The sequence below is a fragment of the Nocardiopsis quinghaiensis genome (assembly GCF_008638365.1).
Lineage (GTDB): Bacteria > Actinomycetota > Actinomycetes > Streptosporangiales > Streptosporangiaceae > Nocardiopsis > Nocardiopsis quinghaiensis.
Genome location: NZ_VWVU01000020.1, coordinates 52,099 through 77,203, shown reverse-complemented (window position 1 = coordinate 77,203; position 25,105 = coordinate 52,099). Strand labels below are relative to the sequence as shown.

Annotated in this window: 18 protein-coding genes; 7 read left to right on the top strand and 11 right to left on the bottom strand. The window is 75.0% G+C overall.

The window, feature by feature from the left end; all coding sequences use genetic code 11:
* The first annotated feature begins 63 nt into the window (after positions 1-63).
* From tal to pgl, 4 genes are all read left to right on the top strand, one after another.
* A complete protein-coding gene (gene tal / locus FYX01_RS19665; protein ID WP_150243516.1) occupies positions 64-1,170 on the top strand; it encodes a transaldolase in 1,107 nt (368 codons plus the stop codon).
* Between the two features lie 121 nt (positions 1,171-1,291).
* Complete coding sequence (gene zwf, locus FYX01_RS19660) at positions 1,292-2,842, top strand: glucose-6-phosphate dehydrogenase (RefSeq protein WP_150243612.1); 1,551 nt, start codon at positions 1,292-1,294, stop codon at positions 2,840-2,842.
* Positions 2,843-2,870: 28 nt separating this feature from the next.
* Positions 2,871-3,797 (top strand): glucose-6-phosphate dehydrogenase assembly protein OpcA, encoded by a 927-nt coding sequence (locus tag FYX01_RS19655; RefSeq protein WP_150243514.1) that lies wholly within the window; start codon positions 2,871-2,873, stop codon positions 3,795-3,797.
* A complete protein-coding gene (pgl, locus tag FYX01_RS19650) occupies positions 3,794-4,540 on the top strand; it encodes a 6-phosphogluconolactonase (protein WP_150243512.1) in 747 nt (248 codons plus the stop codon). The genes FYX01_RS19655 and pgl overlap by 4 nt, the downstream gene beginning before the upstream one ends.
* Before the next feature lie 108 nt (positions 4,541-4,648).
* On the opposite strand, the gene FYX01_RS19645 is transcribed toward pgl, so the two are convergent.
* From FYX01_RS19645 to FYX01_RS19630, 4 genes are all read right to left on the bottom strand, one after another.
* Complete coding sequence (locus tag FYX01_RS19645) at positions 4,649-6,124, bottom strand: UDP-N-acetylmuramoyl-L-alanyl-D-glutamate--2,6-diaminopimelate ligase (RefSeq protein WP_150243510.1); 1,476 nt, start codon at positions 6,122-6,124, stop codon at positions 4,649-4,651.
* Positions 6,125-6,673: 549 nt separating this feature from the next.
* On the bottom strand, positions 6,674-8,236 hold the full coding sequence (locus FYX01_RS19640; protein ID WP_150243610.1) for an alpha/beta hydrolase: 1,563 nt from the start codon (positions 8,234-8,236) through the stop codon (positions 6,674-6,676).
* 208 nt (positions 8,237-8,444) lie between these two features.
* Positions 8,445-10,628, bottom strand: a complete 2,184-nt coding sequence (locus tag FYX01_RS19635; RefSeq protein ID WP_150243508.1) for a CRISPR-associated protein — start codon at positions 10,626-10,628, stop codon at positions 8,445-8,447.
* A 127-nt stretch (positions 10,629-10,755) separates the two neighbouring features.
* Entirely contained in the window at positions 10,756-11,151 is a 396-nt protein-coding gene (locus FYX01_RS19630; protein ID WP_150243506.1) for a hypothetical protein, read from the bottom strand.
* Between the two features lie 374 nt (positions 11,152-11,525).
* Between FYX01_RS19630 and FYX01_RS19625 the strand changes: the two genes are divergently transcribed.
* On the top strand, positions 11,526-12,668 hold the full coding sequence (locus FYX01_RS19625; protein WP_150243504.1) for a hypothetical protein: 1,143 nt from the start codon (positions 11,526-11,528) through the stop codon (positions 12,666-12,668).
* A 21-nt stretch (positions 12,669-12,689) separates the two neighbouring features.
* Here the strand turns inward: FYX01_RS19625 and FYX01_RS19620 are convergent, their stop codons facing one another.
* From FYX01_RS19620 to FYX01_RS19595, 5 genes are read right to left on the bottom strand one after another with little or no spacing between them, the layout of a single operon-like run.
* Complete coding sequence (locus tag FYX01_RS19620; RefSeq protein ID WP_150243502.1) at positions 12,690-14,918, bottom strand: TIGR03986 family type III CRISPR-associated RAMP protein; 2,229 nt, start codon at positions 14,916-14,918, stop codon at positions 12,690-12,692.
* On the bottom strand, positions 14,912-15,670 hold the full coding sequence (locus tag FYX01_RS19615) for a hypothetical protein (protein ID WP_150243500.1): 759 nt from the start codon (positions 15,668-15,670) through the stop codon (positions 14,912-14,914). Before FYX01_RS19615 ends, FYX01_RS19620 begins: the two co-directional genes overlap by 7 nt.
* The gene (locus tag FYX01_RS19610; RefSeq protein ID WP_150243498.1) at positions 15,667-17,295 is read right to left on the bottom strand and encodes an RAMP superfamily CRISPR-associated protein; all 1,629 of its coding nucleotides are present in this window, start codon (positions 17,293-17,295) and stop codon (positions 15,667-15,669) included. The genes FYX01_RS19615 and FYX01_RS19610 overlap by 4 nt, the downstream gene beginning before the upstream one ends.
* Positions 17,292-19,928: a hypothetical protein gene (locus FYX01_RS19605; RefSeq protein ID WP_394350491.1), complete on the bottom strand. Its 2,637-nt coding sequence runs from the start codon at positions 19,926-19,928 to the stop codon at positions 17,292-17,294. The genes FYX01_RS19610 and FYX01_RS19605 overlap by 4 nt, the downstream gene beginning before the upstream one ends.
* Positions 19,925-21,865, bottom strand: a complete 1,941-nt coding sequence (locus FYX01_RS19595; protein ID WP_394350490.1) for a hypothetical protein — start codon at positions 21,863-21,865, stop codon at positions 19,925-19,927. The genes FYX01_RS19605 and FYX01_RS19595 overlap by 4 nt, the downstream gene beginning before the upstream one ends.
* 150 nt (positions 21,866-22,015) lie before the next feature.
* On the opposite strand from FYX01_RS19595, the gene FYX01_RS26275 reads away from it, so the two are divergent.
* Positions 22,016-22,192 carry a hypothetical protein gene (locus tag FYX01_RS26275; RefSeq protein ID WP_190394397.1) on the top strand — a complete coding sequence of 59 codons (177 nt, stop codon included), beginning with the start codon at positions 22,016-22,018 and terminating at the stop codon, positions 22,190-22,192.
* Positions 22,193-22,325: 133 nt separating this feature from the next.
* On the opposite strand, the gene cas6 is transcribed toward FYX01_RS26275, so the two are convergent.
* Positions 22,326-23,285, bottom strand: coding sequence for a CRISPR system precrRNA processing endoribonuclease RAMP protein Cas6 (gene cas6, locus FYX01_RS19590; RefSeq protein ID WP_150243495.1), 960 nt, complete (start codon positions 23,283-23,285; stop codon positions 22,326-22,328).
* Between the two features lie 70 nt (positions 23,286-23,355).
* Positions 23,356-23,895: a DUF1697 domain-containing protein gene (locus tag FYX01_RS19585; RefSeq protein WP_150243493.1), complete on the bottom strand. Its 540-nt coding sequence runs from the start codon at positions 23,893-23,895 to the stop codon at positions 23,356-23,358.
* A gap of 190 nt (positions 23,896-24,085) precedes the next feature.
* Between FYX01_RS19585 and FYX01_RS19580 the strand changes: the two genes are divergently transcribed.
* Positions 24,086-25,072 (top strand): hypothetical protein, encoded by a 987-nt coding sequence (locus tag FYX01_RS19580; protein WP_150243491.1) that lies wholly within the window; start codon positions 24,086-24,088, stop codon positions 25,070-25,072.
* Positions 25,073-25,105 lie beyond the last annotated feature (33 nt).

The window sequence follows — 25,105 nt, the reverse complement described above, 5'->3', positions numbered from 1 at the left end:
CCCCACTTTTGACGTGTGCGACCGGGGGCGGCACCTTCCGCCCCTAGGAAGGCGTGAGAACCCATGAGCAACGCACTCCGAGACCTGTCCGAGGCGGGCGTGTCCGTCTGGTTGGACGACCTCAGCCGTGAGCGGCTGCGCAGCGGCAACCTGGCCGGGCTGATGTCGACCCACCACCTGGTCGGCGTCACCTCCAACCCCACCATCTTCGACAAGGCGCTCGCCGAGGGCGACGCCTATGACCAGCAGGTCCGCGAACTGGCCGTGCGGGGCGTCTCGGTGGAGGAGGCGGTCCGCATGATCACCGCCTACGACATCCGCTGGGCCGCGGACACCCTGCGTCCGGTCTACGACTCCACCGACCGCGTGGACGGACGGGTCTCCCTGGAGGTGGACCCGCGTCTGGCCAACGAGACCGAGCGCACGGTCGCCGAGGCCAAGGCGCTGTGGTGGCTGGTGGACCGGCCCAACATGATGGTCAAGATCCCGGCGACGGCCGCGGGCCTGTCCGCGATCACCCAGGCGCTGGGGCACGGCATCAGCGTCAACGTCACGCTGATCTTCTCCCTGGAGCGCTACCGCCAGGTGATGGACGCGTTCCTGGAGGGCATGGAGCTCGCCCGCACCAACGGCCACGACCTGTCCCGGATCCAGTCGGTGGCCTCGTTCTTCGTCAGCCGCGTGGACACCGAGGTGGACAAGCGCCTGGAGGCGATCGGCACCGACGAGGCGCTGTCCCTGAAGGGTCGGGCCGCGCTGGCCAACGCCCGCCTGGCCTACCAGGCCTACGAGGAGGTGTTCGCCTCTCCCGAGTGGAAGGCCCTGGAGGCGCACGGCGCCAAGCCGCAGCGGCCGCTGTGGGCGTCCACCGGTGTGAAGGACCCCTCCTACGACGACTCCCTCTACGTCAGCCAGCTGGTGGCGCGCAACACCGTGAACACGATGCCGCAGGCCACCCTGGACGCCACCGCCGACCACGGCGAGATCGCCGGCAACACCGTGCTCGGCACCTACGAGCAGGCCCGGGCCGACTTCGCCGCCCTGGAGAACGCCGGGGTGGACCTGACCGACGTGTTCGCCGTGCTGGAGCAGGAGGGCGTGGACAAGTTCGTCAAGTCCTGGGAGAGCCTGCTGAACGAGCTGTCGGCCAAGCTCGACGAGTCCGCCTGAGCCGCGGCCTCCTCCCCCGGCCGGTCCGCGCCCGCCCGTCTCCGCCGGGACGGGCGGGCGCGGACCCAGCCGTCCACCGGCCACTCTCGACAGGAAGACGGGATACGTGAAAGAACCGGTGATGCCCGGAGCGGTACCCAACCCGCTCCGCAATGCCCTGGACCGCAGACTGCCCCGCATCGCCGGACCCAGCGTGCTGGTGCTCTTCGGCGTCACGGGCGACCTGGCACGCAAGAAGCTCCTGCCCGCCATCTACGACCTCGCCAACCGGGGGATGCTGCCGCCGGGCTTCGGCCTGGTGGGGTTCGCCCGCCGTGACTGGGAGGACCAGGACTTCGCCGAACAGGCCTACCACGCGGTGCGCGAGCACGCGCGCACCCCCTTCCGCGAGGACGTGTGGCGCCAGCTGAGCGAGGGGATCCGGTTCGTACAGGGCGATCTGGACGACGATGACGCCTTCGACCGCCTGGCCCACTGTGTGCGCGAGATGGACTCCGCGCGCGGCACCGGCGGCAACTACGCGTTCTACCTGTCGCTGCCGCCCAAGCTGTTCCCGACCGTGGTCAGGCAGCTCAAGCGCTGCGGCCTCGCCGAGGCCGGCGAGGAGGAGGCGACGCACGGGGTCCGGCCGTGGCGGCGGGTGGTGATCGAGAAGCCGTTCGGGCACGACCTGGCGAGCGCCCAGGAGCTCAACGCGGTGGTGGACGACGTGTTCCCGCCGACGTCGGTGTTCCGCATCGACCACTACCTGGGCAAGGAGACGGTCCAGAACATCCTGGCGCTGCGCTTCGCCAACACCCTGTTCGAGCCCCTGTGGAACCGCAGCTACGTGGACCACGTGCAGATCACCATGGCCGAGGACATCGGTGTGGGCGGCCGCGCGGGCTACTACGACGGCATCGGCGCGGCCCGCGACGTCATCCAGAACCACCTGCTGCAGCTGCTCGCGCTCGTGGCCATGGAGGAGCCCATCTCCTACAACGCGGACGCGATCCGCGCGGAGAAGGAGAAGGTGCTGGCGTCGGTGTCGCTGCCCGAGGACCTGGAGACGGGCACCGCGCGCGGCCAGTACGCGGCGGGCTGGCAGGGCGGCGCGTCGGTGCGCGGCTACCTGGAGGAGGAGGGCATCCCCTCCGACTCGGTGACCGAGACCTACGCGGCGCTGAAGCTGGCGGTGAACACCCGGCGCTGGTCGGGCGTGCCGTTCTACCTGCGCACCGGCAAGCGGCTGGGCCGCCGGGTGACGGAGGTGGCGCTGGTGTTCCAGGCGGCGCCCCAGCAGCTGTTCCCCCGCTCCGACGTCAGCGAGCTGGGGCAGAACGCCCTGGTCCTGCGCATCCAGCCGGACGAGGGCGTGACGCTGCGCTTCGGCTCCAAGGTGCCGGGGGCCAGCATGGAGGTCCGCGAGGTGAGTATGGACTTCGCCTACGGGCAGTCCTTCACCGAGGCCAGCCCCGAGGCCTACGAGCGGCTCATCCTGGACGTGCTCATCGGCGATCCGCCGCTGTTCCCGCGCCAGGAGGAGGTCGAGCTGTCCTGGCAGATCCTGGACCCGGTCGAGGAGTACTGGGCCAAGGAGGGACGTCCCGAGCAGTACGGTTCGGGCACCTGGGGCCCGGACTCGGCCCATCGACTGCTCGCCGGGGACGGACGCCAGTGGCGACGCCCGTAGCCAGCCACCAGACCGCCGGGAGGAACCGATGACGCTCTACCTGCCGCGCACCACCACCTCGCAGATCACCGAGGCGCTCATGTCCGAGCGGCTCAGCGTGGGCGGCGGTGCCATGAACATGGTGCTGACCCTGGTCATCGTCACCGACGAGGCCGACCACTACGACGCCGTGCGCGCCGCCACCGAGGCGGGCCGCGAGCACCCCTCGCGCGTGGTGGCGCTGATCCGGCGCGACCCCGAGGCCGAACCGGCCATCGACGCCGAGATCCGCCGTCCGGGCACCTCCGGACCCGGCGAGGCGGTACTGCTGCGGCTGTACGGGCCGCTGGGCGAGCACGCCGACTCGGTGATCACCCCGCTGCTGGTGCCCGACGCGCCGGTGGTGACGTGGTGGCCGGGCGTGGGCCCGGCCGATCCGGCCGCCGACCCGGTGGGGCGCCTGGCCCAGCGGCGGATCACCGACGCCCTGCGCGCCCCGGACCCCCTGAGGGACCTGGTGGAGCGGGTGTCCCACTACAGTCCGGGCGACACGGACCTGACCTGGACCCGGCTGACGCCGTGGCGTTCGCTGCTGGCCAGCGCCATGGACCAGCCGAGCGGGTGGGTGACCTCCGCCAGGGTGACCGCCGAGTCGCACTATCCGAGCGCCGAACTGCTGGCGGCGTGGCTGAGGGACCGGCTGGAGGTGCCGGTGGAGCGCGGCACCTCCAACGGCCCCGGCCTGACCGAGGTCCGGCTGACCACCGACCAGGGGGACATCGTGATCTCCCGGGTGGACGGCCAGGTGGCCACGCTGTCGCGGTTCGGGCAGCCGGACCAGACGGTGGCGCTGGCACGGCGCAACGCCTCCAGGGCCCTGGCCGAGGAGCTGCGCCGTCTGGACCCTGACGAGATCTACGAGAGCGCGGCCCGTCACCTGGGACCGCTGCTCACCGGAAGCGGAGCAAGAGGATGAGTGAACCGGAGATCGTCCGCCACTCCGACGCGGGTGCGCTGGCCGACAGCGTCGCGTTGAAGCTGGTGAACATGATCGTCCAGGCCGAGTCGGACAAGCGCGACTTCCACCTGGTGCTGACCGGGGGCGGAATCGGTATCCGCACCCTGGAGGCGGTGCGCGACCACGCCAGGGAGGCCGGGATCAACTGGTCGCACGTGCACCTGTGGTGGGGCGACGAGCGGTTCCTGCCGGACAAGGACCCCGAGCGCAACGAGACCCAGGCGTGCGAGGCGCTGATCGACGCGGTCCCGGTCCCGCCGCACAACGTGCACCCGATACCCGCCTCCGACGGGATGGACGGCGACCACGTCGAGCACGCGGCCACCCGGTACGGCCGGGAGCTGGCGGTGGCCGCGCGCGGCCGGGGACCCGTGCCCGTCTTCGACGTGTGCCTGCTGGGCGTGGGCCCGGACGCGCACGTGGCCTCGCTGTTCCCGGGCCTGCCCGAGGTGCGTGAGGAGGAGGCGTCGGTGACCGCGGTGCACGACTCCCCCAAACCGCCGCCGCGGCGGGTGTCCCTGACCATGCCCTCGATCCGGGCCGCCCGCGAGGTGTGGTTGCTGGCCTCGGGTGAGGGCAAGGCCGAGGCCGTGCGCCTGGGCCTCACCGGGGGCAGCGTGGACAAGGCCCCCGTGGCCGGTGCGCGCGGCGCGGAGCGGACCGTGTTCTGGCTGGACGAGGCGGCCGCCTCGAAGCTGTAGCCCGCCCCACACGGGTGGCCGCCCCGGCCGGACACGGCCGGGGCGGCCGTGTGCGCGGCGGCCGCTCCCCCGCCGGGCGGCGGTCCCCTCCGCGGGGGAAGCGCGGCCTCAGGCGCGGGTGAGCTCGCGTACGACCGTCATGTCGTCGAAGGGGACGAGGTCGTCACCGACGCTCTGGTACGACTCGCTGCCCTTGCCCGCGACCAGGACGACGTCCCCGGGACGGGCCGAGGACAGCGCGAGGGCGATGGCCCCGCGCCGGTCGCCGACCCGCTCGAAGGGCGTGCCGGTCGCCTCGATCCCCGGGACGACCTGGTCCATGATCGCCTCCGGGTCCTCGTACCGGGGGTTGTCCGAGGTGAGCACGCACAGGTCGGAGTAGGTGCCCGCGATCTCACCCATCCGGACGCGCTTGGTGGTGTCCCGGTCGCCGCCGCAGCCGAAGACGGTGAGCACCCGGTGCGGGGCGAACCCGCGGATCGTGCACAGGACCTTGTCCAGCGAGTCGGGCGAGTGGGCGTAGTCCACGATGACGGAGACCCCGCCCGGTGTGCCGAAGTGCTCGAACCGTCCCGGGATCTGCGGCATCCGGTCGAGGGCGTCCACCAGGCCCTGCAGATCGTGCCCCAGGAGGTGGCAGGCCGCCACCGCGGCCAGCGCGTTGGACACCGAGAAGCGGCCCGGGATGGGGATCGCCGCCGGGTACTTGCGCTCGTCGTGGTGCAGGACGAACCGTGTCCCCGAGGCGTCGACGACCAGGTCGGTCGCCCGGTAGTCCGCGTCCGCCTCGATGGCGTAGGTGGTCACGGCACCGGGCATCATGGCCGGGATCGTGGCGCCCACGGGGTCGTCGGCGTTGACCACGGCGCGCCGGCACATGCCTCCGAACAGGAGCATCTTCGCCTCCCTGTAGTGCTCCATCGTGCCGTGGTCGTCCAGGTGGTCCTGGGTCAGGTTGGTGAAGATCCCGACGTCGACGAAGGAGCCCTCCACCCTGTGGTTCAGCAGCCCCATCGACGTCGCCTCCAGCACGACGCTGTCGCTGCCCCGGTCGCGCATGCACGCCAGCAGGTACTGGAGGTCCGGTGCCTCCGGCGTGCTCAGCACCGACCTCGGCATGAGGATCGGGTCGCCGCCGGTCCGGGCGCCGGAGGTCCCGATGACCCCCACCCGGGCAGCCTCGGAGATCCTCAGCAGCGACTCGAATATGGACGACACCGACGTCTTGCCGTTGGTGCCGGTGACGGCGACCACGTCCATGGCGCGCCCCGGTTCACCGTGGTAGCGCGTCGAGACGAGTGCCGTCGCGATCCGCGCGTCCGGTACCCGGACCACGCGCACCCCGGGGTCCGTCGGCCGGTCCCCGGCCGGGTCCGGTCCTTCGACGATGACGGCGACGGCCCCGCGGGCGATCGCCTCCCCCAGGGCCTCCGGACCGCCCTCGGGGTGTCCTGGCAGGGCGATGTAGAGCGAACCGGGGGTCACACGGTCGGCGTCCAGGCACGGCCCGGCGGTGATCGGAACGTCCCGGTCTCCGTGCAGTACCTGGTGGTCGTGGCCGTGCAGCAGCTCGCTCAACTTCACGAGGGGTCCCTTCGAGAGTGGCGCGGCCGGCCTTGTGGGCACGGCCGCACCCGTGGGCGCAGCCGGTGAAGCCGACTGGCGGGGATGGTGGTGCGGGACTGGATGGAGAGGTGCGGTGCGGGTCCGGCGCGAGAGCTCGGACGGACGCGGTGCGGCGCGCGACGTGCGCGGGGAGTGACGGTCCGCGGATCGCGGGATCACGGTCGCGGGCGCCCGTGGGGGCGCGGAAGGCGGGAATACGCGGGGAGGCCGCTAACCGTGGCCGTGCAGGGCCGTGAGGCCGGTGCGGGGTGCCTCCGGGAGAACGGAGGTCGATCGGCTGACGGTCGAGGAGCCCGCGGTGGCCGAGCCCGGAATGAGGGCGGTCCGGAAGGGACCCTGATCCACCGCGCGCGTATCGGCCATGACTCAAGTGTACGCTCCTGGCCGTGACCCCAGGAGAAGGGGCCGGGAAGGGTGTGGCCCGGTCGCGCCGCGGAGCCGCCCCTGAGGCGGACAGCGGGTCTTCCGGCTCTCCCCCGCCCCCGGACGTCGACGGCCCACGCGGCCTCAGGTTCCTGCCGGGGGACAGGTGAGCCCGGGCCGGGGCACCTCGCCGGTGAGCAGGTAGGCGTCCACCGCACCGTCCACGCACGGGCTGCGCCCCCACCCGTAGACGGTGTGCCCGGCACCCTCGTAGGTGACCAGGGTGGCGGTCTCCAGCCGTTCGGCCGCCTCCCGGGCCCAGGGGTAGGGGGTGGCGGGGTCGCCGACGGTGCCGACGACCACGATCGGGGGCGCCTCAGGAGCGGTGGGGGCGGTGGGCGCCTCCTCGGTCCCGGGCCAGTAGGCGCACGGCAGGTGGTCCCACACCGGGCCGGGGCCGAACAGCGGGGAGACGTCGGCGGCCTCGTCGGCGGCGTCGCGGTAGGCCGCCACGTCCTCCGGATCGGCGCGGTCGGCGCACCTCACGGCCGTGTAGGCGGCCCCCGCGTCCTGGTGCCCCGTCCCGGGTTCGCCGGACTCCGCCTTCGCGTACCGGCCGAAGGTGTCGTCGTACAACCGCCCGAGGTGGCGCTCGACCCCTCGGGCGTCGCCCTCGGCGAGGGCGGTGAGCACGTCGGCGAGAGGGTCCCAGCTGTCCTCCTGGTACAGCGCCATACCGACCATGGTGAGCAGCATCCGGCCGTCCACCGGGATCCCCCGGACCTGGGCGGGGTCCCGGTCGAGCCGCTCCAGGAGGCCGGCCATCCGGGCGTCGGCCTCGCTGGCGGCTCCCGCTCCCCCGGAGCCCCGGCCCCGGTCCGCGCCGGCGAACGGGCACGCGCCGACCTCGGCGACGCAGTCGGCCAGGAACATCTCCCAGGCGTGCTGGAAGGCGGCGACCTGGTCGACGGCGGCCTCCGCGTTGGACATCCCGGTCGCCACGGCGCCGTCCAGGACCAGCGCCCGGGTGTTCTCCGGGTACATGTGGGCGTACAGGACGCCGATCAGCGCGCCGTAGGAGTAGCCGACGAAGTTCAGCCGGTCCTCGCCCAGGGCGTCGCGGACGATGTCGAGGTCGCGGGCGACGTTGACGCTGCCGATGTGGGCCAGGAACTCCTCCCCCGCCCTCCCCTCGCACGCGCGGGCGTACTCGCGGGCCGCGTTCGCCAGGGGCCGGAGTTCGGCGGCGTCCAGGTCGCCGGGGTCGGTACCGGCCACGCTCTGACGGGCGTCGATCAGGGCGTACCGGTCCCCGCAGGCGAAGCCCCCGCTCGCCCCGACGCCGCGCGGGTCGAAGGAGACCAGGTCGAAGGCGGCGCGGATCCCGTCACCGAACAGGGGGGACTCCAGCGCCCGGACGCCCGAGACACCGGGACCGCCCGGATTGACGACCAGGGCTCCCAGGTGGTCCTCCTCCGGGCCGTCGGCGGGCGCGCGGACCAGCGCGATGTCGAGGGTCCTCCCGTGGGGCTCGTCGTGGTCCAGGGGAACGGTGACCGTGCCGCACTCCAGGTTCTCCAGCCACTCCGGATCGGCTCCCCGGTCGGCCGCGGCCTCCTCCCCGTCGTGGCAGGGCCGCCAGGAGACCTCCTGTCCGAGGAAGGGGGTGTCCGCGGGAGAGCACCCCGTGGCCAGCGCCACCGCCATGAGCCCGCCGAGTCCGGGGGCCCGTACCCCGTGTCGCACCGCCGGCTCCGTTCCCACGACGTTCCCCTGCCCCTTCCATCCTCACCGGAAAGGGACCGCGCGGACCGTGGTGCGGGCCGCTGAGCAGGCAAAAAGTCGGTCTTGTCGGGGCGGCGGCTCCCCAACGGCGATGATCTTGCTCCCAGTGGCACTGTCGGCGGGGTGGTTTCTAGAGCTTGCTGACGTCGGTGTCCAGCAGCGGGGGCAGCGCGCCGGGGGAGGCGACCGCCACCAGGGGGCGCAGGGGCTCGCCGAAGGCGATCCGCCCCGGTTCCCGCTCCGGGTCGGCGTGGGCGATCCAGTCCACCAGTTCGACCGCGCGGCTGACGTCGCCTCCGGGCCGGGTCAGGGCGACCACCGTTCCGGCCACGTCGCAGCGCGTGCCGAGGTGCACGGTGGCGGCGAACACGCTCTGCGCCCACGCGCCCCGGCCGACCCCGTGCACCCGGCCGCCGGGGGTGCGGCGCCGGTACCAGCCCGGCGCTGTCAGGCCCACCGCGCGGTCGTCGAAGGTGAGGACCAGGCTGGGCCGCTCCTGGGCGGTCAGGCACTCCTCGGGGTCGGTGAGGGAGGCGTCCAGCCACACCCCGACCGGCCCGCTGGCCGCCCGTACCAGGGCGGTGCGGGCGGCGTCGAGCAGACCGGTGTCCACCTGGGAGCGGGCCGCAGGGCACACCCGCTCGGCCAGGGACCCGGCCGGGCCCCCGGCGCCCTCCCCCGGCCGGCCACCGGTCAGCGGTGTGTAGCCGGGCAGGACCAGCGACCAGTCCACGCTGGCGCGGCCCCGCAGGGGCAGCGAGCCGTGGGTCAGGCAGACCACGGTGCGCCTGCGCGCCAGCTGGTAGGTGGCGCAGGCGCCCGAGCGGCGGGCGGCCAGGGCCAGTCCCAGGCTCATCGCCTTGGTCCCGGTGGTGATGTCGGCGATGACCGGGGGCGGCGGTTCGGTGTCCTGTTCCCGGATGATCCAGTCCCGGGCGACGGTGGCGACCGCGTCGGCGTCGAAGCCGTCCACGGGGTCGGGGGTGAAGCGGACCCGGTCGCGGTACCCGGCCTCCTTCAGCCGGGTGGCGTCGGCGGGCGGCGCGCCGGGGTGCTCGGCGGCGTGCAGGGTGCGGGCGGCGGACTCGCGTACCCCGTCGCGCACGCTCTGTCTGGAGGGCAGGATCAGTGTGCTGGCGGGCCGGTGGGCGTGTACGGCGGTGAGGGTGCCCAGGCGGCTGCCGCCCAGGGAGGTGACCAGGACGGGTCCGTCCCGGGGGCCGGGGTGGTGTTCGGGCGGCGGGGGCGCGGAGGGCTCCGGCGGTGCGGAGTCGGGCCCGGGGCGGGCCGGGCCCGGGGCTCCCGGCCCCGGGAAGAAGGCCCTGCGGATCTCCTCGAAGGAGGTCAGCCGCGACAGCAGGTCGTCCAGGCTCCACACGTGGACGCTGCGGGCGCTCAGGGCGGGGTTGTAGGCGGTGACACGCTCCCGCAGCCCGGGGACGGCGGGGCCGGTGTGGACGAACAGCACCTGGGCGGCGGCGCCGAAGACCCGGCGGGCCTTGGCCACGGTCCACCCGGCGCGGGCCACGACGTCGCCGGGGCGGGCCTTGGCCTCCACGCACAGCACCCGGTGGCGGTAGCGCACGATGGCGTCGAAGTCGGCGATGGAGCCGTCGGGGTGGCGGGGGTCGGCGACCTGGCGGGCTCCGACGACCTCGGTGTCGGGGTGGCGGCGCGTGTGGCGCAGCAGGTGGGACAGGACGCGGCCCTCGGCGACGACGCCGCGCCGCACGGCCGGGGAGAGGTCGGGGAAGCGCGCCCGGAGGGCCTGTCGTCCTCCCTGTGCGAAGAGACGGACGGGTTCGGGGTCGCGGTTCCTCAGCCAGCGGGCGCCGTGGATCTCCGCGAGGGTGCGCAGGTCGACGCCGTCGCTGACCACGGGGCGCCCGGGATGGGAGCCGTCGGCGGTGCGCAGGGTGTCGCGGACGGCGTCGAGGTAGTGGCGCCAGCTGCGGGCGCGGGGGTGGCGGTCCGGGGGCAGGGACCGCTCGTGCAGCAGGGCCGCGGCCACGCTCATCACCTTGGTGCCGCCGGTGTAGTCCAGGAACCAGGGTTCGCCGCCGCCCGCACGGTGCAGGGCGGCCATGGTGTCGGTGACCGGGCCGAAGTCGTGGGGGTCTGGGCCCACGCTCACCACCCGCACGGACTCGGGAGAGGCCAGCCGCTCCACGGAGGCGGCGACCCGTCGGGCGAGGGAGCGGGTCCCGTCGCTGGCCACCAGGACCAGGTGGTCGGCGGGAAGGGTGAGTGAGGACAGCAGCGCGGGGGTGGGGTTTCGCCCGACGAGCACGACAGCGGCACGGGGACCGTCCACGGCGTCCCTCCCGGGAAGGGGGTGTGGTCGGCCACCACGCTACTGCGCCCGTGCGGCGTTTCCCCACGGAAGCGCCCGTTCCCCGTGGTCCCGGCTCCTCATGGTCGTCCCTATCCTCACACCCGTCTCAGGCGTTCACCCTCGTCCCACCGGACACCGGCTTGTTCCCCTGGGTTCGGCCGCCGACCCGTACCGGGGGACCGCTAACCACGAAGGAACGGCAGGCGGTGACCACACCGCTGCCGTCGCGCACGAGGTCGGAGGGCACGAGCAGGTCCCGGCGCTCGGGATGGGCGCAGACGACCACGGAGGAGACGATGAACCACACCCCCTCCTGCGGTTCGGGAAGGTTGGCCCGGGTGCGCTTCTCCGCCATCAGCGGAACCCCGGCCACCTCCAGTCCCATGGGGACGCGTACGGCCTCCACCCGGGCGGGTTGGGCCGCTTCCGGCCAGCTCCGGATGACGCGCGATCTCTCGTCCACGACTGTCACCACATGCGGCGTCAGGTTGACCACCCGCATCCGGCGACCTCCGTTCCTCTCGCTCCGGACGGGCCGGACGGGACGCCCGGCCCGTCCGTGACGCGCCCCGTTCCGGGGCCCTCACCGCAGTCTCTCGGACACGGCCGCACCCGTCGGAGCACCATGCCGCACGGGAGATCCGGGAAAAGGCTGAGGCCATTGTTGCCATTGTCCATTTCGTGAGTGTCTCTGGGTGTTTATGCAGCTTGGTACGAGAGTCCAATCGTTGACATTTCCACCTCGGCAGACCTATTTTGGGACGTGGCCTCCCGTTGACGCGGGGGTGCCACCTGAGGTCTCGCGTCTCTTTCGCACGCGCTTTCCCGGAGGGCTGGGGAAGCGACCCGGCCCCGGACCACCGGGGAGAAGAGTTCGTGAGCACGCACCACTGCTCCGCCTGGGAGCTGTTCGGTTCCGCCTCCTTCCTGCGCGCCTTCACGCGCGTGCTGGGATGCGGGCCCTGTTCCGCGGACGGAACCGCGCAGGGTTGTTCGGGTCACTCCGAACAGTTCTGCGACTATGTCGACCTGTGCGCCGAGTACTGCCCGTGCCCGGCCCACGGAGGCGATCCCGACGGCGTCGTCGCCGTGCGCATGCGGCGCGCCGCGCCCGACGGCACCGGCGTCGACCGCACCGCCGCCCACCGGCTGCGCGACGCCCTGGACGACGTGCGCCGCGACCGCTCCTACAAGAACCTGCGCCGCGTCTACCCCCAGGCCACCGCCGACGGACAGGTGCGCTGCGCCTTCTCCGAGCGCCCGCGCCGCTGGGCGCAGCGCCGCGACGTGGCCCGGGTCGCCACGGACCTGGTCGACCAGGAGGCGCTGGCCATGCTGGTGCTCACCGCGGGCTGGGGCAATCCCGCCGCCGACCTGCCCGAGGACATCCACCCGGGCGAGACGGTCTCCTTCACCGAGGACGGCAGTGCCGTACCCGTCGCCGACCTGCGCGGGCGCGCCGTGACCGCGGTCAAGGAACCGCCCATGGTCTCCACCGCCACCGGCGACTACCTGCTGCGCAAGCTGGCGGAACTGGCCTCGGGGCGCGACGCCGACCCTGGCCGCACCCCCGACCAGCGGCGCCGACTGCTGCTGCGCGGGCTGCTGCCCGACATGGGCGGCGAGGACGTCGCCCGCAGGCTCACCGGGGTCCTGGGGCGGATGGCGGTGAGCATGCCCGTCCACTTCCACCTCGTCCAGCAGGCGCGCGGCCGGGCCCGCAGCGCCCCCTACTCCCCCGTCCCCGCTTCCCCCGAACCGGTGGAGGAGGGCACCGGACGGCGCGAGGTGCTGGGCGGGCGGGAGCGCGCGTGGCTGGAGCGGACCGCCCTGGATCTGACGGCGCGGGCCCAGAGGTCGCGTGCGGACTTCGAGGCCGACCCCCAGGACGCGCTCGACACCCTGCTGTGCGCCCTGTTGGAGGAGGGATCCGTTCCCGCCCTGTGGGCGCACGCCCAGGAGGACCCCGACACGCGCGCGGACCTGCTGGAGGCACTGGCCGAGACCATCGGCGGCTGACCGGGAGGGGGCGGCCTCCCCTCACGCACGTCCGGACCACCCGGCGTCGCGGAACCGCCGGGTCAGCGGGGGCAGCACCGGGTACTCGGCGAACTCGCGCAGCGACATCACCGCGGTCTCCTCCCAGGGCAGACGGCCGCGCCACCGGCCGGCCAGGCACACGTCCACCGCCTGCTCCACCCGCCGCCACCGCTCGGGGTCGGGCTCACCCGGCAGCCGTCTGCCCGCCAGGGCGGCGCCGAACGCGTCCAGGAACCCCTGGACCCGGCGGCCCCCGGCGCGTACGACCCCGGCTGCCGGGCCCGGGTCCAGGGCGCGGGCGCGCCGGTCCACCAGGTACAGCTCCGGCCTCAGGTGCACGCTGCCCATGCCCAGCGACTTGCCCATACCGATCTTGTGGGCGTACTCGGGATCGTGGGGGTCTCCCCCGTCCACCGGGTTGTCGAGCAGCAGCGCGCGTAGCAGCGCGCCGAGTTCACCGTCGGTCAGATTGGTGAAGGTGATGCGGGAGTGAAAGGTGAGACCGTCGCGGAGGGGGATGATGTCGCGCTGGGTGTCCCGGGGCGGTTCGACCTGCGGACCGGGCCGCAGCACCATCAGCCCCAGCTCCTCCCGGGCGCGCGCGTCGTAGCGGACCGGGCTGCCCAGTTCGGCGCGGTGCCGGTGCAGGTACGCCTTGTACCCGCCCAGGCGCACCCGGCCCTCGTGCGACCACGTGATGATGTCGGGCCGCTCCCCCGAGTCCGCGTCGGGGCCCTGGACCAGGTAGTTGGCGAAGCAGCCCCGCTGGGGCGAGAGCAGCTGGACTCGCAGGGCCGCGCCGTCGGGGTAGTCGGGTTCGGGGTCGGTGCTCAGCGCGCTGCCGAACGACACCCGCCCCTTGGAGGCACCCGACTCGCCGGCGAAGGTGTCGGTGTCGCCGAACAGGGCGCGGCACACGTCCACGGTGCGTCCCGCCAGCACGGACCGGTCGGGGTCCCCGTGCTGGGGGCCCAGGACGGGCGCGGGCAGGGCGCGGCGGATCGGGTTGTCGTCGCTGACCGCGATGCGGTAGCCGCCGGAACGGCCGAAGGAGACCACCGCGCCGGAGGGGTCGAGGTCGAACCAGACCGGTTCGAGGCCGTGCCGGGGCAGGCCGCCGCCGGCCCCGGCGACCGGTTCCCGCCCGGGGTCGGCCGGCCCCGTGCCGAGGGTGTCGGGGAAGGCGGCGCGCTGGTAGCCGGTGACCTGCTCCGCCGACTCGAACAGCTCCACCATGGCGTCGGGGACGCGCAGGCCCTCGCGCAGGTCCGGGGGCCGGGGGAAGAGGTAGGCGTTGCGGCGCTCGCCGGCGGCGACCCCGGTCAGGACGAGCAGGGCGTGCACCACGCCGCCCCCGCCGAGGCCGCGGGCCGAGGCGGTGCGGGCGTCGAGGTGGGCGTGTGCCTCCTCGGCGGTGGGCGCGACGGCGGCCACGCGCCGCTCCCCGGGCAGGTGGACCGCGTACACCCACCGGTACTGCAGGTGTCCGTGCTGTTCGTGGGTGGTGGGGACGTAGGTGTTGCTCCTGGGTGGATCGGGGAAGTCCTCGACTCCGAAGTCCCACGTGCGCAGGCTCTCGCGCAGGACCGCGAAGGGCACTTTGAGGGCCTGGCCGGGCTCGCCGGACAGGGCGGTGGCGGGGACCTCGACCACGTTCCAGTGCCCGTCGGCCGGCGAGTGGAACAGGAAGCCCTGCTTGGTGCGCAGCCCGGCGCGGCGCCTCCGGTAGTGGGAGTGCTGGTGGGCCATGACCTGGCGGGCCCGGGTGGACAGGGTGCTGTCGTTGCTGTCGGGATCGATGCGCACGGGCGCGCGGAAGAACAGCATCGGGGTGTTGACCGGACCGGTCTCGCCGCTGGTGAGCATGCGCACGGTGTTGCGGACCAGACCGCGCAGGGTGGAGCCGGGGACGGCGGGCAGGCGGCGGTCGCCGTGGGGAAAGCGCAGGGACGCGCTCACCCGGCCGCGTTCGGGGGTCTGGCCGACGAAGGTGGGGGTGAGCGTGGTCAGGGTCAGGTCGATCCACCCCGAGTGGGTGCCCCGCACCGTGCGGTCGTGGCTGCGCAGGAGCTCGTCGGCCGAGTGTTCGCCGTGCAGGTCGGAGGCGGGCATGGGGGTGTCGGCGAGCCGGACCAGCCCGTAGGGCGCGGTGGCCTGGAAGCGGCCGTCCCGGCGCGCGGGAGCGGACGCGCCGCCGAGCCGCGCGGCGACCTCGCGCGGGTTCACCATCGGGGTCCCCTCCCGCGGATCTCGTCGCCGGTGCCCACGTCGAACTCCGGCCCGGTCGGCTTCGTGCCCGTACGCATACCGGTGAGCCGGTGGAAGGCCACCCCGACCGCGCCGGTGCCGGGATCGCCGGCCCAGTACTCGCGCACGGTCAGCCAGGTGCCGGAACTCTCCAGGGCGGTCCTGCCGTCGGGGCCGGGGCGCGGACGGCCGGAGAAGTCGGCCCACTCCACCGGGAGGACGGCCCGGGTCCCGGAGGGCTCCCGGGTCACCGCGAAGGGCACCTCGCCGTCCAGGGTGCGGCTGTGCGCCGGGCCGTTCCAGCCCTGGAGGAGGAAGGACCGGTCGCGCGGGCGCAGCCACTCCGGGAGCGGTCCGGGGGCGTCGGCACTGATCCACCCGGCACCGGCGCCCTCGCCGACGCGGATCTGCGCGTGCGGGCCGAACACCAGGACCTCCAGGATCCGCCAGCGGTCGCTGCCGGGGCCCGGGGGCGGGACCGCCGGGTCTCCGGTGGGCGGCTGGTCCGAGCGGCGCCACCGTGCGCCCGGGCAGGCGCCGGTGAGGCGGCCGTCGCCGAGTTCGGCGAGCAGCCACTGGGGCCGGCCGGGCGAGCCGGGGACGTCCTCGGTGCCCGTGTCGAGCAGACGGCACCGCCGGCCGCGGACGAAGACGTCGGTGAGGACCGCGTCGACCTGGCCGTCGGTCAGGCGGTGGACGGACAGGCCCTGCGGTCTCGGGGGGTCGTGGTTCACCGGGGTGCCTCCTTCGTGCCGTCGTCGGGAGCGAGCGCGGCACGCAGGGCGGTCAGCCAGCCGCGTGCCGTGGCGGCCTCCGCGCCGTCGGGGTCGAACACGGCGGCGAGCAGGTCCACCGTGCGCGGCGGGCCACCGTCGTCGGGGCGGGTGCTCAGAAGGGCCCGGGTCGCGGTCAGGCGTCCGTTCCCGCTGCCCGCTCCCGCGCCGAGGGTGTCGAACGGCACCGTGGCCAGCTCGCGCACGAGGAGGGTGAGCAGGCCGCGCACCGCGTCGTCGGGTTCGCTCACGTCCACGACCGCCTCGGCGCTTCCGCCGCAGTGCAGGTCCGTGGTGAACAGGCGGCCGTCGACGGCGTCACCGAACAGGGAGTCCACGGTCAGGCGGGTGGTGGTCAGGGGCTCGCCGCCGGTGAGGACGGGAATGGTGCGCAGCCGGATACGGGAGGGGCGCGGGCGTCCGCGGCGGTCGGTATCGGCGCCCCACCAGCGCCCGTGCCAGTCCCGCCAGCGGTCGGGCGGGGCGTCCAGGTGTTCGGCGGCGTCCCGGGCCAGGCGGCCGCCGATCCGTTTGAACAGGGCGAACAGCGCGGTGTCGCCCAGAACGGGGGCGAGGTGGACGGCGGCCTTGTCCGGGTCGGTCACGGCGGGGCGGTTCCGGTGCGCCCGGTCCACCGCACCGATCCGCTCGTGGGCGGGAGCGTCGCCGACCATGAGCAGCCCCGGGCGGAGGCCGCGCGCCGGCGGGCCGGTGGGGTCGGACCGCTCGGCGACGGCCAGGGTCAGGTGGAGTTCGTCGCGGTGGCGGTGGTCGGGCTGGTCGGCGCGGGCGGCCAGGTGCGCGGCGGTCGCCGTGCGGCCGCGGGCGCGCAGGCCGGTGGCCAGGGCGGTGGCCAGGTCGGCGGGGGCGTCGGCGAGCGCGTGGGCGCCGTCCTCCCAGCGCTGGGCCCAGGACCGGGCGTGGTAGGCGAACCAGCCGTACTCGTCGGTGAGGTCGTGGCGGTGCGCCGCCCAGTGGGTGGCGCGGACGGCGCCGTAGCCCCGGCCGGTGCGGCCGCCGACGCGGATCCCCGGACCGGGGCCGTGGGGCCCGGCCAGGCCGTCGGTGGCCAGGAGCAGCAGGGTGAGCAGACGGGCCTCGTCGACCGGGGCTTCCACGTGCAGGCGCATGTGCGCGGTGAGGACGGTGCCCGCCGGCAGGATCTCCCACCGCCAGACGCGTCCCGGCTGGACGGTGCCGGAGGCCGGGTCCACCCGGGTGCCGGTCCGGACCTCGACCGCGGCCTCCTCGGGGAGTTCGGCGAGGGCGTCGTCCACGTCCAGGGCGCTCATGGCGGGCGCGTCCCGGTCACCGGGGGTGCGCGTCCGCGCGGCGCCCATGAGCGCGCGGACGCTGTCGGGGTCGCCGGTGCGTGCGGAGAGTTCGTGGCGCAGCAGCCCGGCCAGGGTGGTGGCGCGCAGGCGGGGCGCACCGGTGCGCGGGTCGCGGTCCACGTACAGGTCCACACCGCTCTCGTCGGTGTGGCGGGGGACGGTCCGCGCGGCGCCGATATGGGTGTCGGAGAGCAGGCACAGCCGGAGGGCGATCTCCCAGAGCAGCCCGGACCCGTCGGGTTCGCCACTCACTCGGGGCCTCCCCCGCCGGGACGTCCCCCGTCCTCTTCGGCGCGCGGAGCGCGGGCGGCCTCGGCCAGCCATGAGGAGACCAGGGTCAGGGCGAGGCGCGGGGCGGCGCGCCTCTCCCAGTCGCGGGCCCGGTCGGAGAGGGCGCCGGGGTGGTCGTCGGGCGGTAGGCCGTCGGGCAGGGAGAGGTCCACGGCCGCGATCGCGCGGGCGTAGGCCGGGCTGTGCGCGGGGTCGGGCCGGTTGTCGGACCACCAGGCGGCGGCTCTCGGGCCGGACATCCCCTCCCACCAGGACCGGACTGTGACGGACCCCCGTCCGCCGGGGCGGACGAGGCGGGCGCGGGCCAGGGCGCGTACGGCGCGGTCGTGCGGGGCCTTGTGGGCGTCGGCGGAATCGGTATCCGCGTGCCCGGTGGCGACGCGTTCGAGGGCGGCCAGGGCGCTCTCGGGGGTGGGGTGGGGATGGACGGCGATCTCGCGCAGGCGGCTCAGCAGGTGGGGGGTGAGCGGATCCAGTCGGCGCGCCGAGGCCCGGGCCAGGGCGCGGGCGTGGTCGCGGACGGGCTGGGCGGCGGCGTTCCACAGTAGGTCGTCGTGGAGGGCGCGCAGCCGATCGTCCCACTCGGGAGGAAGGGGTTCCGTGTCCGGGGCACGCTCCGCGAGGGGGACGGCCACGGGGGCGAGGGGTTCGGGACCGGGAGGGGGCGGGGGCAGCAGGGTGAACTGGCCGTGGCCGTCCACGAGGCGCTCGCCCAGGGGGTGCGCCTCCAGGTCGCGGGCCTGGTCGGCGGTCAGGCCGCGGTCCAGGCGCAGGCGGACCACCGCGCCTGGACGGGCGGCCCAGCGCTGGGCCATGGGCCCCTGGTAGCCGCGGTGGTAGGCGCCGACGAGCCCGGCCTCCACATGGCTGGCCAGGACGTGCGCGCGGACACCGGGCAGGCGCCGGGCGAGGAGGTCGAGCACGGCGGGCACCAGGGCCTGGGGCCGGGCCTGGCCGTCGGCGCCGACCAACAGCGCCGGGGAGAGCAGGAGCAGGTCGACGGGGGCCCCGGCCTCCCAGGAGCGCGCGTGGACGGGGTCGACCCGGTCCGGTGCCAGGAGCCGGCCGGGGTCCACGGGGGCCACACGGACACCGCCGTGGGCGCGGGTGCCGCCGGAACCGAGGGTGAGGGTGCCGTCGGCCCCGGCGAGGAAATCCGTGATGTCTTCGGCGAGCCGTCCGAGGGAGGCGGAGTCGGGTGCGCGCAGCTGCCATCGGGCCTCGAAGACCTGGCCGGGGTCGACGCTGGTGGTGAAGAAGGGGACGCTCCGGGCGGCCTCGCCCGTGCGGGGACGGCCGAGGTACCGCTCGGAGGTGGTGCGCACCGCGGCGCGCAGGGAGCGGTCGGGGGTGAGGGGGTCGCGGACCGCGCGGTAGGGCGTGGCGGGGTCGGTGTCGCCGAAGGCGTCGACCGTGGTGTCGCCGTTCTTCCCCGGGGTGTAGAGATAGGCGGGAGCGGGGTAGGCGACGGCGGCCCTCCTCGGGGAGACGCCGGGGAGGTCGGGGTCCGCGCCCGGTTCCAGCCGGGGGTGGGCGGGGGCGAAACGGACCTGTTCGCCCCGGGCCACCCAGTCGTGGAGTTCGCGGTCGCGGCCCGCCCGCCGCAGGGCGGCGGCGAGCATGCCGCGCTGGGCGCGTCCGCTGATGGTGTGCTCGGAGTCGACGCGCAACGGGTCGAAGGAGGTGCGCACGGCCAGGGTGTCGGTGAGGACGAGGCGCAGCGGCAGGTAACCGTTCACCGCGGAGGCGTCCACGGGTCCGCTCCCTTCCGCGTTCCGGTGGCCGGGAACCGGGGACCGCGCCGGGGTGTACGCGCCGCCGTCACGGCCACGCCCGGGGGCACGGAGCGGATGCCGGACATGAGAAGTATTCACGTTATCGCCGCGGCTCCGCGTCCCCGTGGTCGAGGGCGCGGCGGAGGCGCCCTCCCCGCCCTCGCGCCCGCTCACGGGCGCGGCCAGGCACAGGGTCACGGCGTTCGGGTCGGTGTCGCCGGGCCCGGCCAGGCGCACGTCCACCCGGCCCCGGCCGCGTGTGCCCCGCAGCCCGATCCGGGTGGTGGCCAGGCAGGCACGGGCCAGCAGCCGCCAGTGCTCCTCGCGGGGCGGGGAGGCCCAGGTCAGTGCTGCGGTCAGGGTCAACCCCGGCAGGAGAACCCGGTGGGTGCGCAGGCGGCCCGGTTCGGAGGCCCCGTCCGGACCGGCCTCGATCCCCGACTCCAGGGTGGTGTAGGCGTCGGTGACCGCGCGGCGCAGGGTGGAGCGCACCGGTTCGGCGCGACCGGCGACCGCGCGGGCGACCGCCGCGCGCACCCGGTCTGCCAGGACGGCGTGCCCCACCCGCAGGATCCGGTCCGCCTCGTGGGAGCCTTCGCGGCCGAAGACCTCGTCGCGGGCCCCGGCCAGTCCGGACGCCACCGCCAGCGCGCCGACCGCGCCGGCGCGCAGCCGCGCGGCGAGGCGGTGGCGGGGCAGGTAGGGCAGACCGTGCTCGTCGGTGACCACGTCGGTGTCGGCGCCCGTACCGTCCGCGCTGGCCCCGACGAACAGCGCGGGCGAGGCCAGGTGCACCACGACGCGGTCCGGGCGGCTCATCGGGGCGCACGCCCCGGATGAGCCGCCCGGACCAGTGGGCCACCGGCCCCGGTCCGCCCCTGTGGTTGGGGCCGGTGGGGTGGGAGGGCCGCTGCCAGACCGGGGTCGAGGTGCAGGTCCATCACCTCGACCGCGTCGAGCAGCCCGCCGGGTGTCCAGTCCCGGGGCAGCTCGACGGGGTCTCCCGGCACGTGGGCGCGGCGGGCGAGTTCGGGGCCGGGATCAGTGCCCGACTCCAGCAGTGGGACCAGCGCGGAGACCAGCCAGCCCCGGTGGCGGGTGTCGCCGTCGGCGAGCAGGCTGCCCGGGGCGGTGGCGGACAGGTAGCGGTCCAGGAAGCGGGTGAACCCCGTCCCGGTCAACGGCAGGTCGGTCCGCGGGCCGGGTGCCCGGCGGGCCTGGTCGAGGCGGCGCAGCACCCGGTCGACCCCGCTGGAACGCGTCGTCCAGGCCACGGCGTGCTCGTCGGGGGTCTCGGGGTCGTCCTCGACGAGCTGGACCCGGTGCTCCTTGGCGCGACGGCACATCGCCTCGCACAGGTCGTAGCCCAGCGACAGCGGCGCGCCGACCGGCTGGACGGCGATCCCCACCCCGACCGTGGGCACGAACGTGGTGTGCGCGGCGCCGTCGGACCCGACGACGGTACGGCCGCCGCCGGGGCGGTCGCCGTGGGCCTCGGCGAGCGCGCGGTGCAGGCCCACGCGGGGGTCGCGGGGATCACCGACGAGCACGGGGTCGGCGTCCAGCCAGTCGATCGCGTAGCGCGCCAGGCTCAGGGCGAGCCGGGCGTCGCACAGGATGGTGAGGTCGTCCCCGGCGACCACGATGGGCCGTACCGGCACGCCCACGGGCCCGGGCGGCACGTGGTGGAGGGCGACGGGTCCGGCGGTACCGGTACCGGGGATGACGGGCCGCCGGCCGGGATCGGCGTGGACGGTGGCCGCCACGGCGCGGACCAGGACGCGGGCCAGCCCCTCGATGAGTCCGAAGACACGGGTGGACAGGCGCCGCTGGGCCAGCGCACCGGAGCCGGGCACGCCCGGGTTCCCCGCGCGTTCGCGGTAGTCGCCCAGGATCGCGCCGAGGCCGTTGACGTCGATGTGCACGACCGCGACACGGCTGACACCGCCGTGGTCGCGGCCCAGCCGGTCGACCTCCATCGGCAGGGTGAGGGAGGGCGCGCCGGTGGCGGTGACGGCGTCGGCCAGCCAGGCGGAACTGTGGGCACGGTGCCAGCGGCGACCGATCCCCCGCGCCCGTGCCACGTCCGCGGCCACCCGTTCGTGGACGTCGGCGTGGTCGTCCTGTGCGCGGCTGCTGTCCACCGACTCGGCGGGACCGCCGCTGACCGAGCACACGGCGGTGATCCCGTACCCGTGGGCGGGGGTGTGCAGGGCCGACATGTACCGCCGCGCCTCGCGCAGCCGCGCGGGCAGCACGGCCAGTGCCTCGTCCACCCCGACCGGGTGCCCGGCCTCCTCGGCACGCGCCACCACGGGAGCGCCGACCCCGGAAGCACCGGCCCCGGTGGCCGCGTGCGTTCCGGAGGCCCGGTCCCGCGGGAGGGGGCCGTAGGGCACGTGCGCGACCACGGGGGTCAGATCACCGGCGCGGTCACGTAGACGGCGGGTGTAGCGGGCGGTGAACTCGCGTGCCGACGCCGCGTCCGGGAAGGCCGCCGTGAGCGCTCCCCCCGCGTCACGCAGCACCACGCAGTCCGGTGGAACCAGGTCGGCGATCCCGTGCTCGGCGTCGGAGGTGTCGGTCAGCTCCGCGACCAGGGCGGCGCGCCCGACCGCGTCCAGGATGCGCCTACCGCTGTACACGTAGGCCTGGATGCCGCGCAGGTCGACGCCGACCACCACACCGCTGGGCGGAGGCCCCTCCGGGTCCTGTCCGGCTCCGGCGGGTCGGTGCTGCTGGGGGTTGCAGGTCACCGTGTCGGTCTCCTTCCCGGCGGGGCGTGCGGGGGCATGGCGCGAGACCGTGCGGAGCCGGGCCCATGACGACCCCTCTCGGACGGTGCGCTCCGCAGCGCTGTCCGAGAGAGCTGGATACACAGACCCGCCCCGGCACGGAGGTTTCCCATGATCCCGCACAGGTCCGAAGCGGTCACGCGTTGGCCGCGAGATCCGTCCGTCCCCGCCGCCGACGCGCCGCCCCTCACACCCGGGGACCTCGTGCCGCACCTGCGCGGCCTGGCCCACGCCCTGCGGGACGGGGGCGCGGACCGGACCGTGCGGGGCCCGGCTCCCTCCCGGTGAGCACACGCGTCGGCTCCCGACCCGTCCACGGGGTGGGAGCCGACGGTGGCGGCGGGCCGCACGGGACCGCGGTGGCACCGGTCCCCGCACGCCGTCCTCGGACGGGAACCGGTGGATTCGCGTACCAGTCGGATCAGTCGAACAGGGCGCCCCCGAACTCCTCCACCTCGGCGACGGCTCGGGGCCGGGCCTCACCCACCCGCTGAGGGGCGCGGCGGGCCACACGGCGCGGGCTTCGCCGGCGGCGCCGGCCGGGCACCTCCGCTGACGGCCGGCCGCCGGTCACCGTGTCCACCCGCACCGAGCCGAAACCCTGGGCGGTGTACTTGCCGACGCCCGTCAGTTCCAGCAGTTCCAGGAGGACGGCGAAGGCGTCGGTGTGGCGGCGCTCTCCCCCGGTCAGGTCCAGGCGCAGCCCTCCGTGCCAGCCGAGCACGGTGCGGTTGTCGGCGTGGTGGTGCTCCGCCAGCCGCACGTCCTCTCCGGGCAGGGGCGCGCGGCGCACCTGGGCCATGCCGTCGAACACCAGCTCAAGCCAGGAATCGGCGAGCGCGGACGGTGCGAACCGGGCCACCGCGCCCACGGCCCCGCTGCCGCCGACGATCCCGCCGCCTGAGCGGTGCACGGCACCGAAGAGGCGGCGCGGGTTGGGCCAGATGTGCGGGATCCGCTCACCGGAGGCGTCACGGGTGGTCATGACGACGGGGGTCTGGCTGCGCACCTTCGCCGAGCGCACGGCGGAGACGCCGCGCGGCTCGGTGAGCATCCGGGCGTAGGTGCGGTCGAAGGTGCGGGTCACCGAGAGCGGTACCAGCAGGTGGTCACCGATGCGCTGCGGTTCGCCGACCAGCTCCTCCGGCGACAGCGGGGGCGGGACGTCGTCGTCCAGCCAGGTGAGCGTCCAGTGGTGCAGCCGGTCGCCCAGGGACGAGGGCCAGCCGTTCATGACCCACCGCTTGGCCGCCGTGTGCTCCTCCGGGGACTGCGGCCACCAGCGGTTGAGCAGCCCGTGGCAGTCCTCGGGCCGGATCGGCCGCGCCGTGTCCGCCAGGTCCCGCAGGATCACGGTCCACCGCCTCGGCACGGGCACCACCCCTTCACATGGTCGTGACGGCGGCCGGCACGCGCCGCCGAGGACTCCTCTCGGACAGTCGCGGGCACGGTCAGCCCCCGGCCAGCTCCAGCAGGCGCAGCACGGTACGCCAGTTGCGGCCCGTGGTGGTGCCGCCGACGCGCCTGGCCACGAGGCCGGGCAGCTTGGCGTGTCCGATGCCCTGCTCGTGGATGGTGTAGACGTGGGAGCCGACCACCGCCATGCGCTCCCGCGGGTACAGGGACGGGTCGATCCCCGCCAGGCACGCGGCGTCGGGGGCTTCGGAGCAGAACAGGACGAGGAAGCCGGAGGGGTCGGCGACGGCGAGGGGGTTGTCGTCCACGGCGGCGCGCAGTTGCGCGCCGGTGCGCACGACGGTCGGCACGTCGAGTCCGAACCGGGTGTCGATGGCGACACGGATCTCCTCCGCCACGGTGGCGGGGTCCTTTCCCCCGGCCGTGAACACCGCGTTCCCGCTCTGCACGTAGGTGGCGACGTCGCCGTAGCCGAGCCCGCCGAGCAGGGTCCGCAGGTCGGCCATGGCGACGCGGCGGTGCCCGCCGACGTTGATTCCGCGCAGCAGCGCGACGTACCTGTCCATGAACGCCATTGTGCCCGGCCACCGAAGTGCGGACAAGCGTTCGAACGGGGACCGTGGACGCCCCGGACGCGGTCGGCACCGGCCGGCGGCCCGTCGGCGGAGCCCCGGAGGTGGTGGGAGCCGTGTGTGCGTACGCTGGTCCACGCGTACGCGGAGCACTCCTCCCGACGCTCCGCCCCGAACCGACCCCGGAGACACCGTGCCGCGTCTGAGCCACACCTTCGACATCACCGCCGTGGACGAGGAGGTGCTCGCGCGGATCGTCGACGCCCTGCACGAGGTCGTCCGGAGCTGCCGCTTCGACGGCCGGGGCTGGCTGCTCACCCCCGACGACGAGACCTGGGCGCGCCTGGAGCAGCGCGCCCAGGAACTCGGACTGGGCGACCGCGAGAAGGAGTCCGGGGAGCCGCGGGACGGCGCCGCCGCGGCATCGGCCGAGGCCGACGGGCCGGCCGTGGCCGCCTCGGAGACCGCGCTCCAACTCCAGAGGGGGCGCCACCTGGCGCCCCGCAGCCACTACCTCGTCGCAGAGCTGTCCCCCGAGGGCGTGCCCGTCGACCCGGCCGACGACGCGGAGAAGGGCTGGAGCGGTACCGGCCTGACCATCGTCTCCTGGGACGAGGCGGGCACCTCCTCGGTCGACTTCGCCATGCCGGACACCGTCGGCACGAACGATCCTCCCGTGACCTGGGGAAACGTCACCCACGACGCGCGAGCCGGGCTCCTGACCTGGACCGGCCGGGTGCGCGTGCCCGGGCGCGGCGCCTGGCTGCGGTCGGCCGGCGGCACCCTGCGGTTCGACACGGACGCCTGGTACACGGCGATCGCGGAAGGCGGGGAGACTCCCCCGGTCCGGCTGCACGCCACGCACGCCACGGCCGACGTCAGCGCCTGGTTGTCCCCCGCCGCCGGGCCCGACGGCCGGTGGTCGGTGGAGGCCGTGCTCGACGTGCGCGGGCGCGGCGTGCTCCGCCCGCTGGTGGCCGCGGCCTTCTGGGCGGTCACCGCCTCCTTCCGCAGGGAGGACAGGCGCAACGCCAGGCAGGGCGGCGGGGCGCCGACCACGCGCGAACGCGTCGACCGGGCCGCGCGTTCCTGGGACCGGATCGCCCGCAACGCGCCGCGGATCCCCGAGCTGCTGCGCGAACTGGCGCGGGCCATGGCGGAGGCGGGCCCGAAACGCTGATTCCCGGGCGGCCGGGCCCGTCCCCTCCGAGCC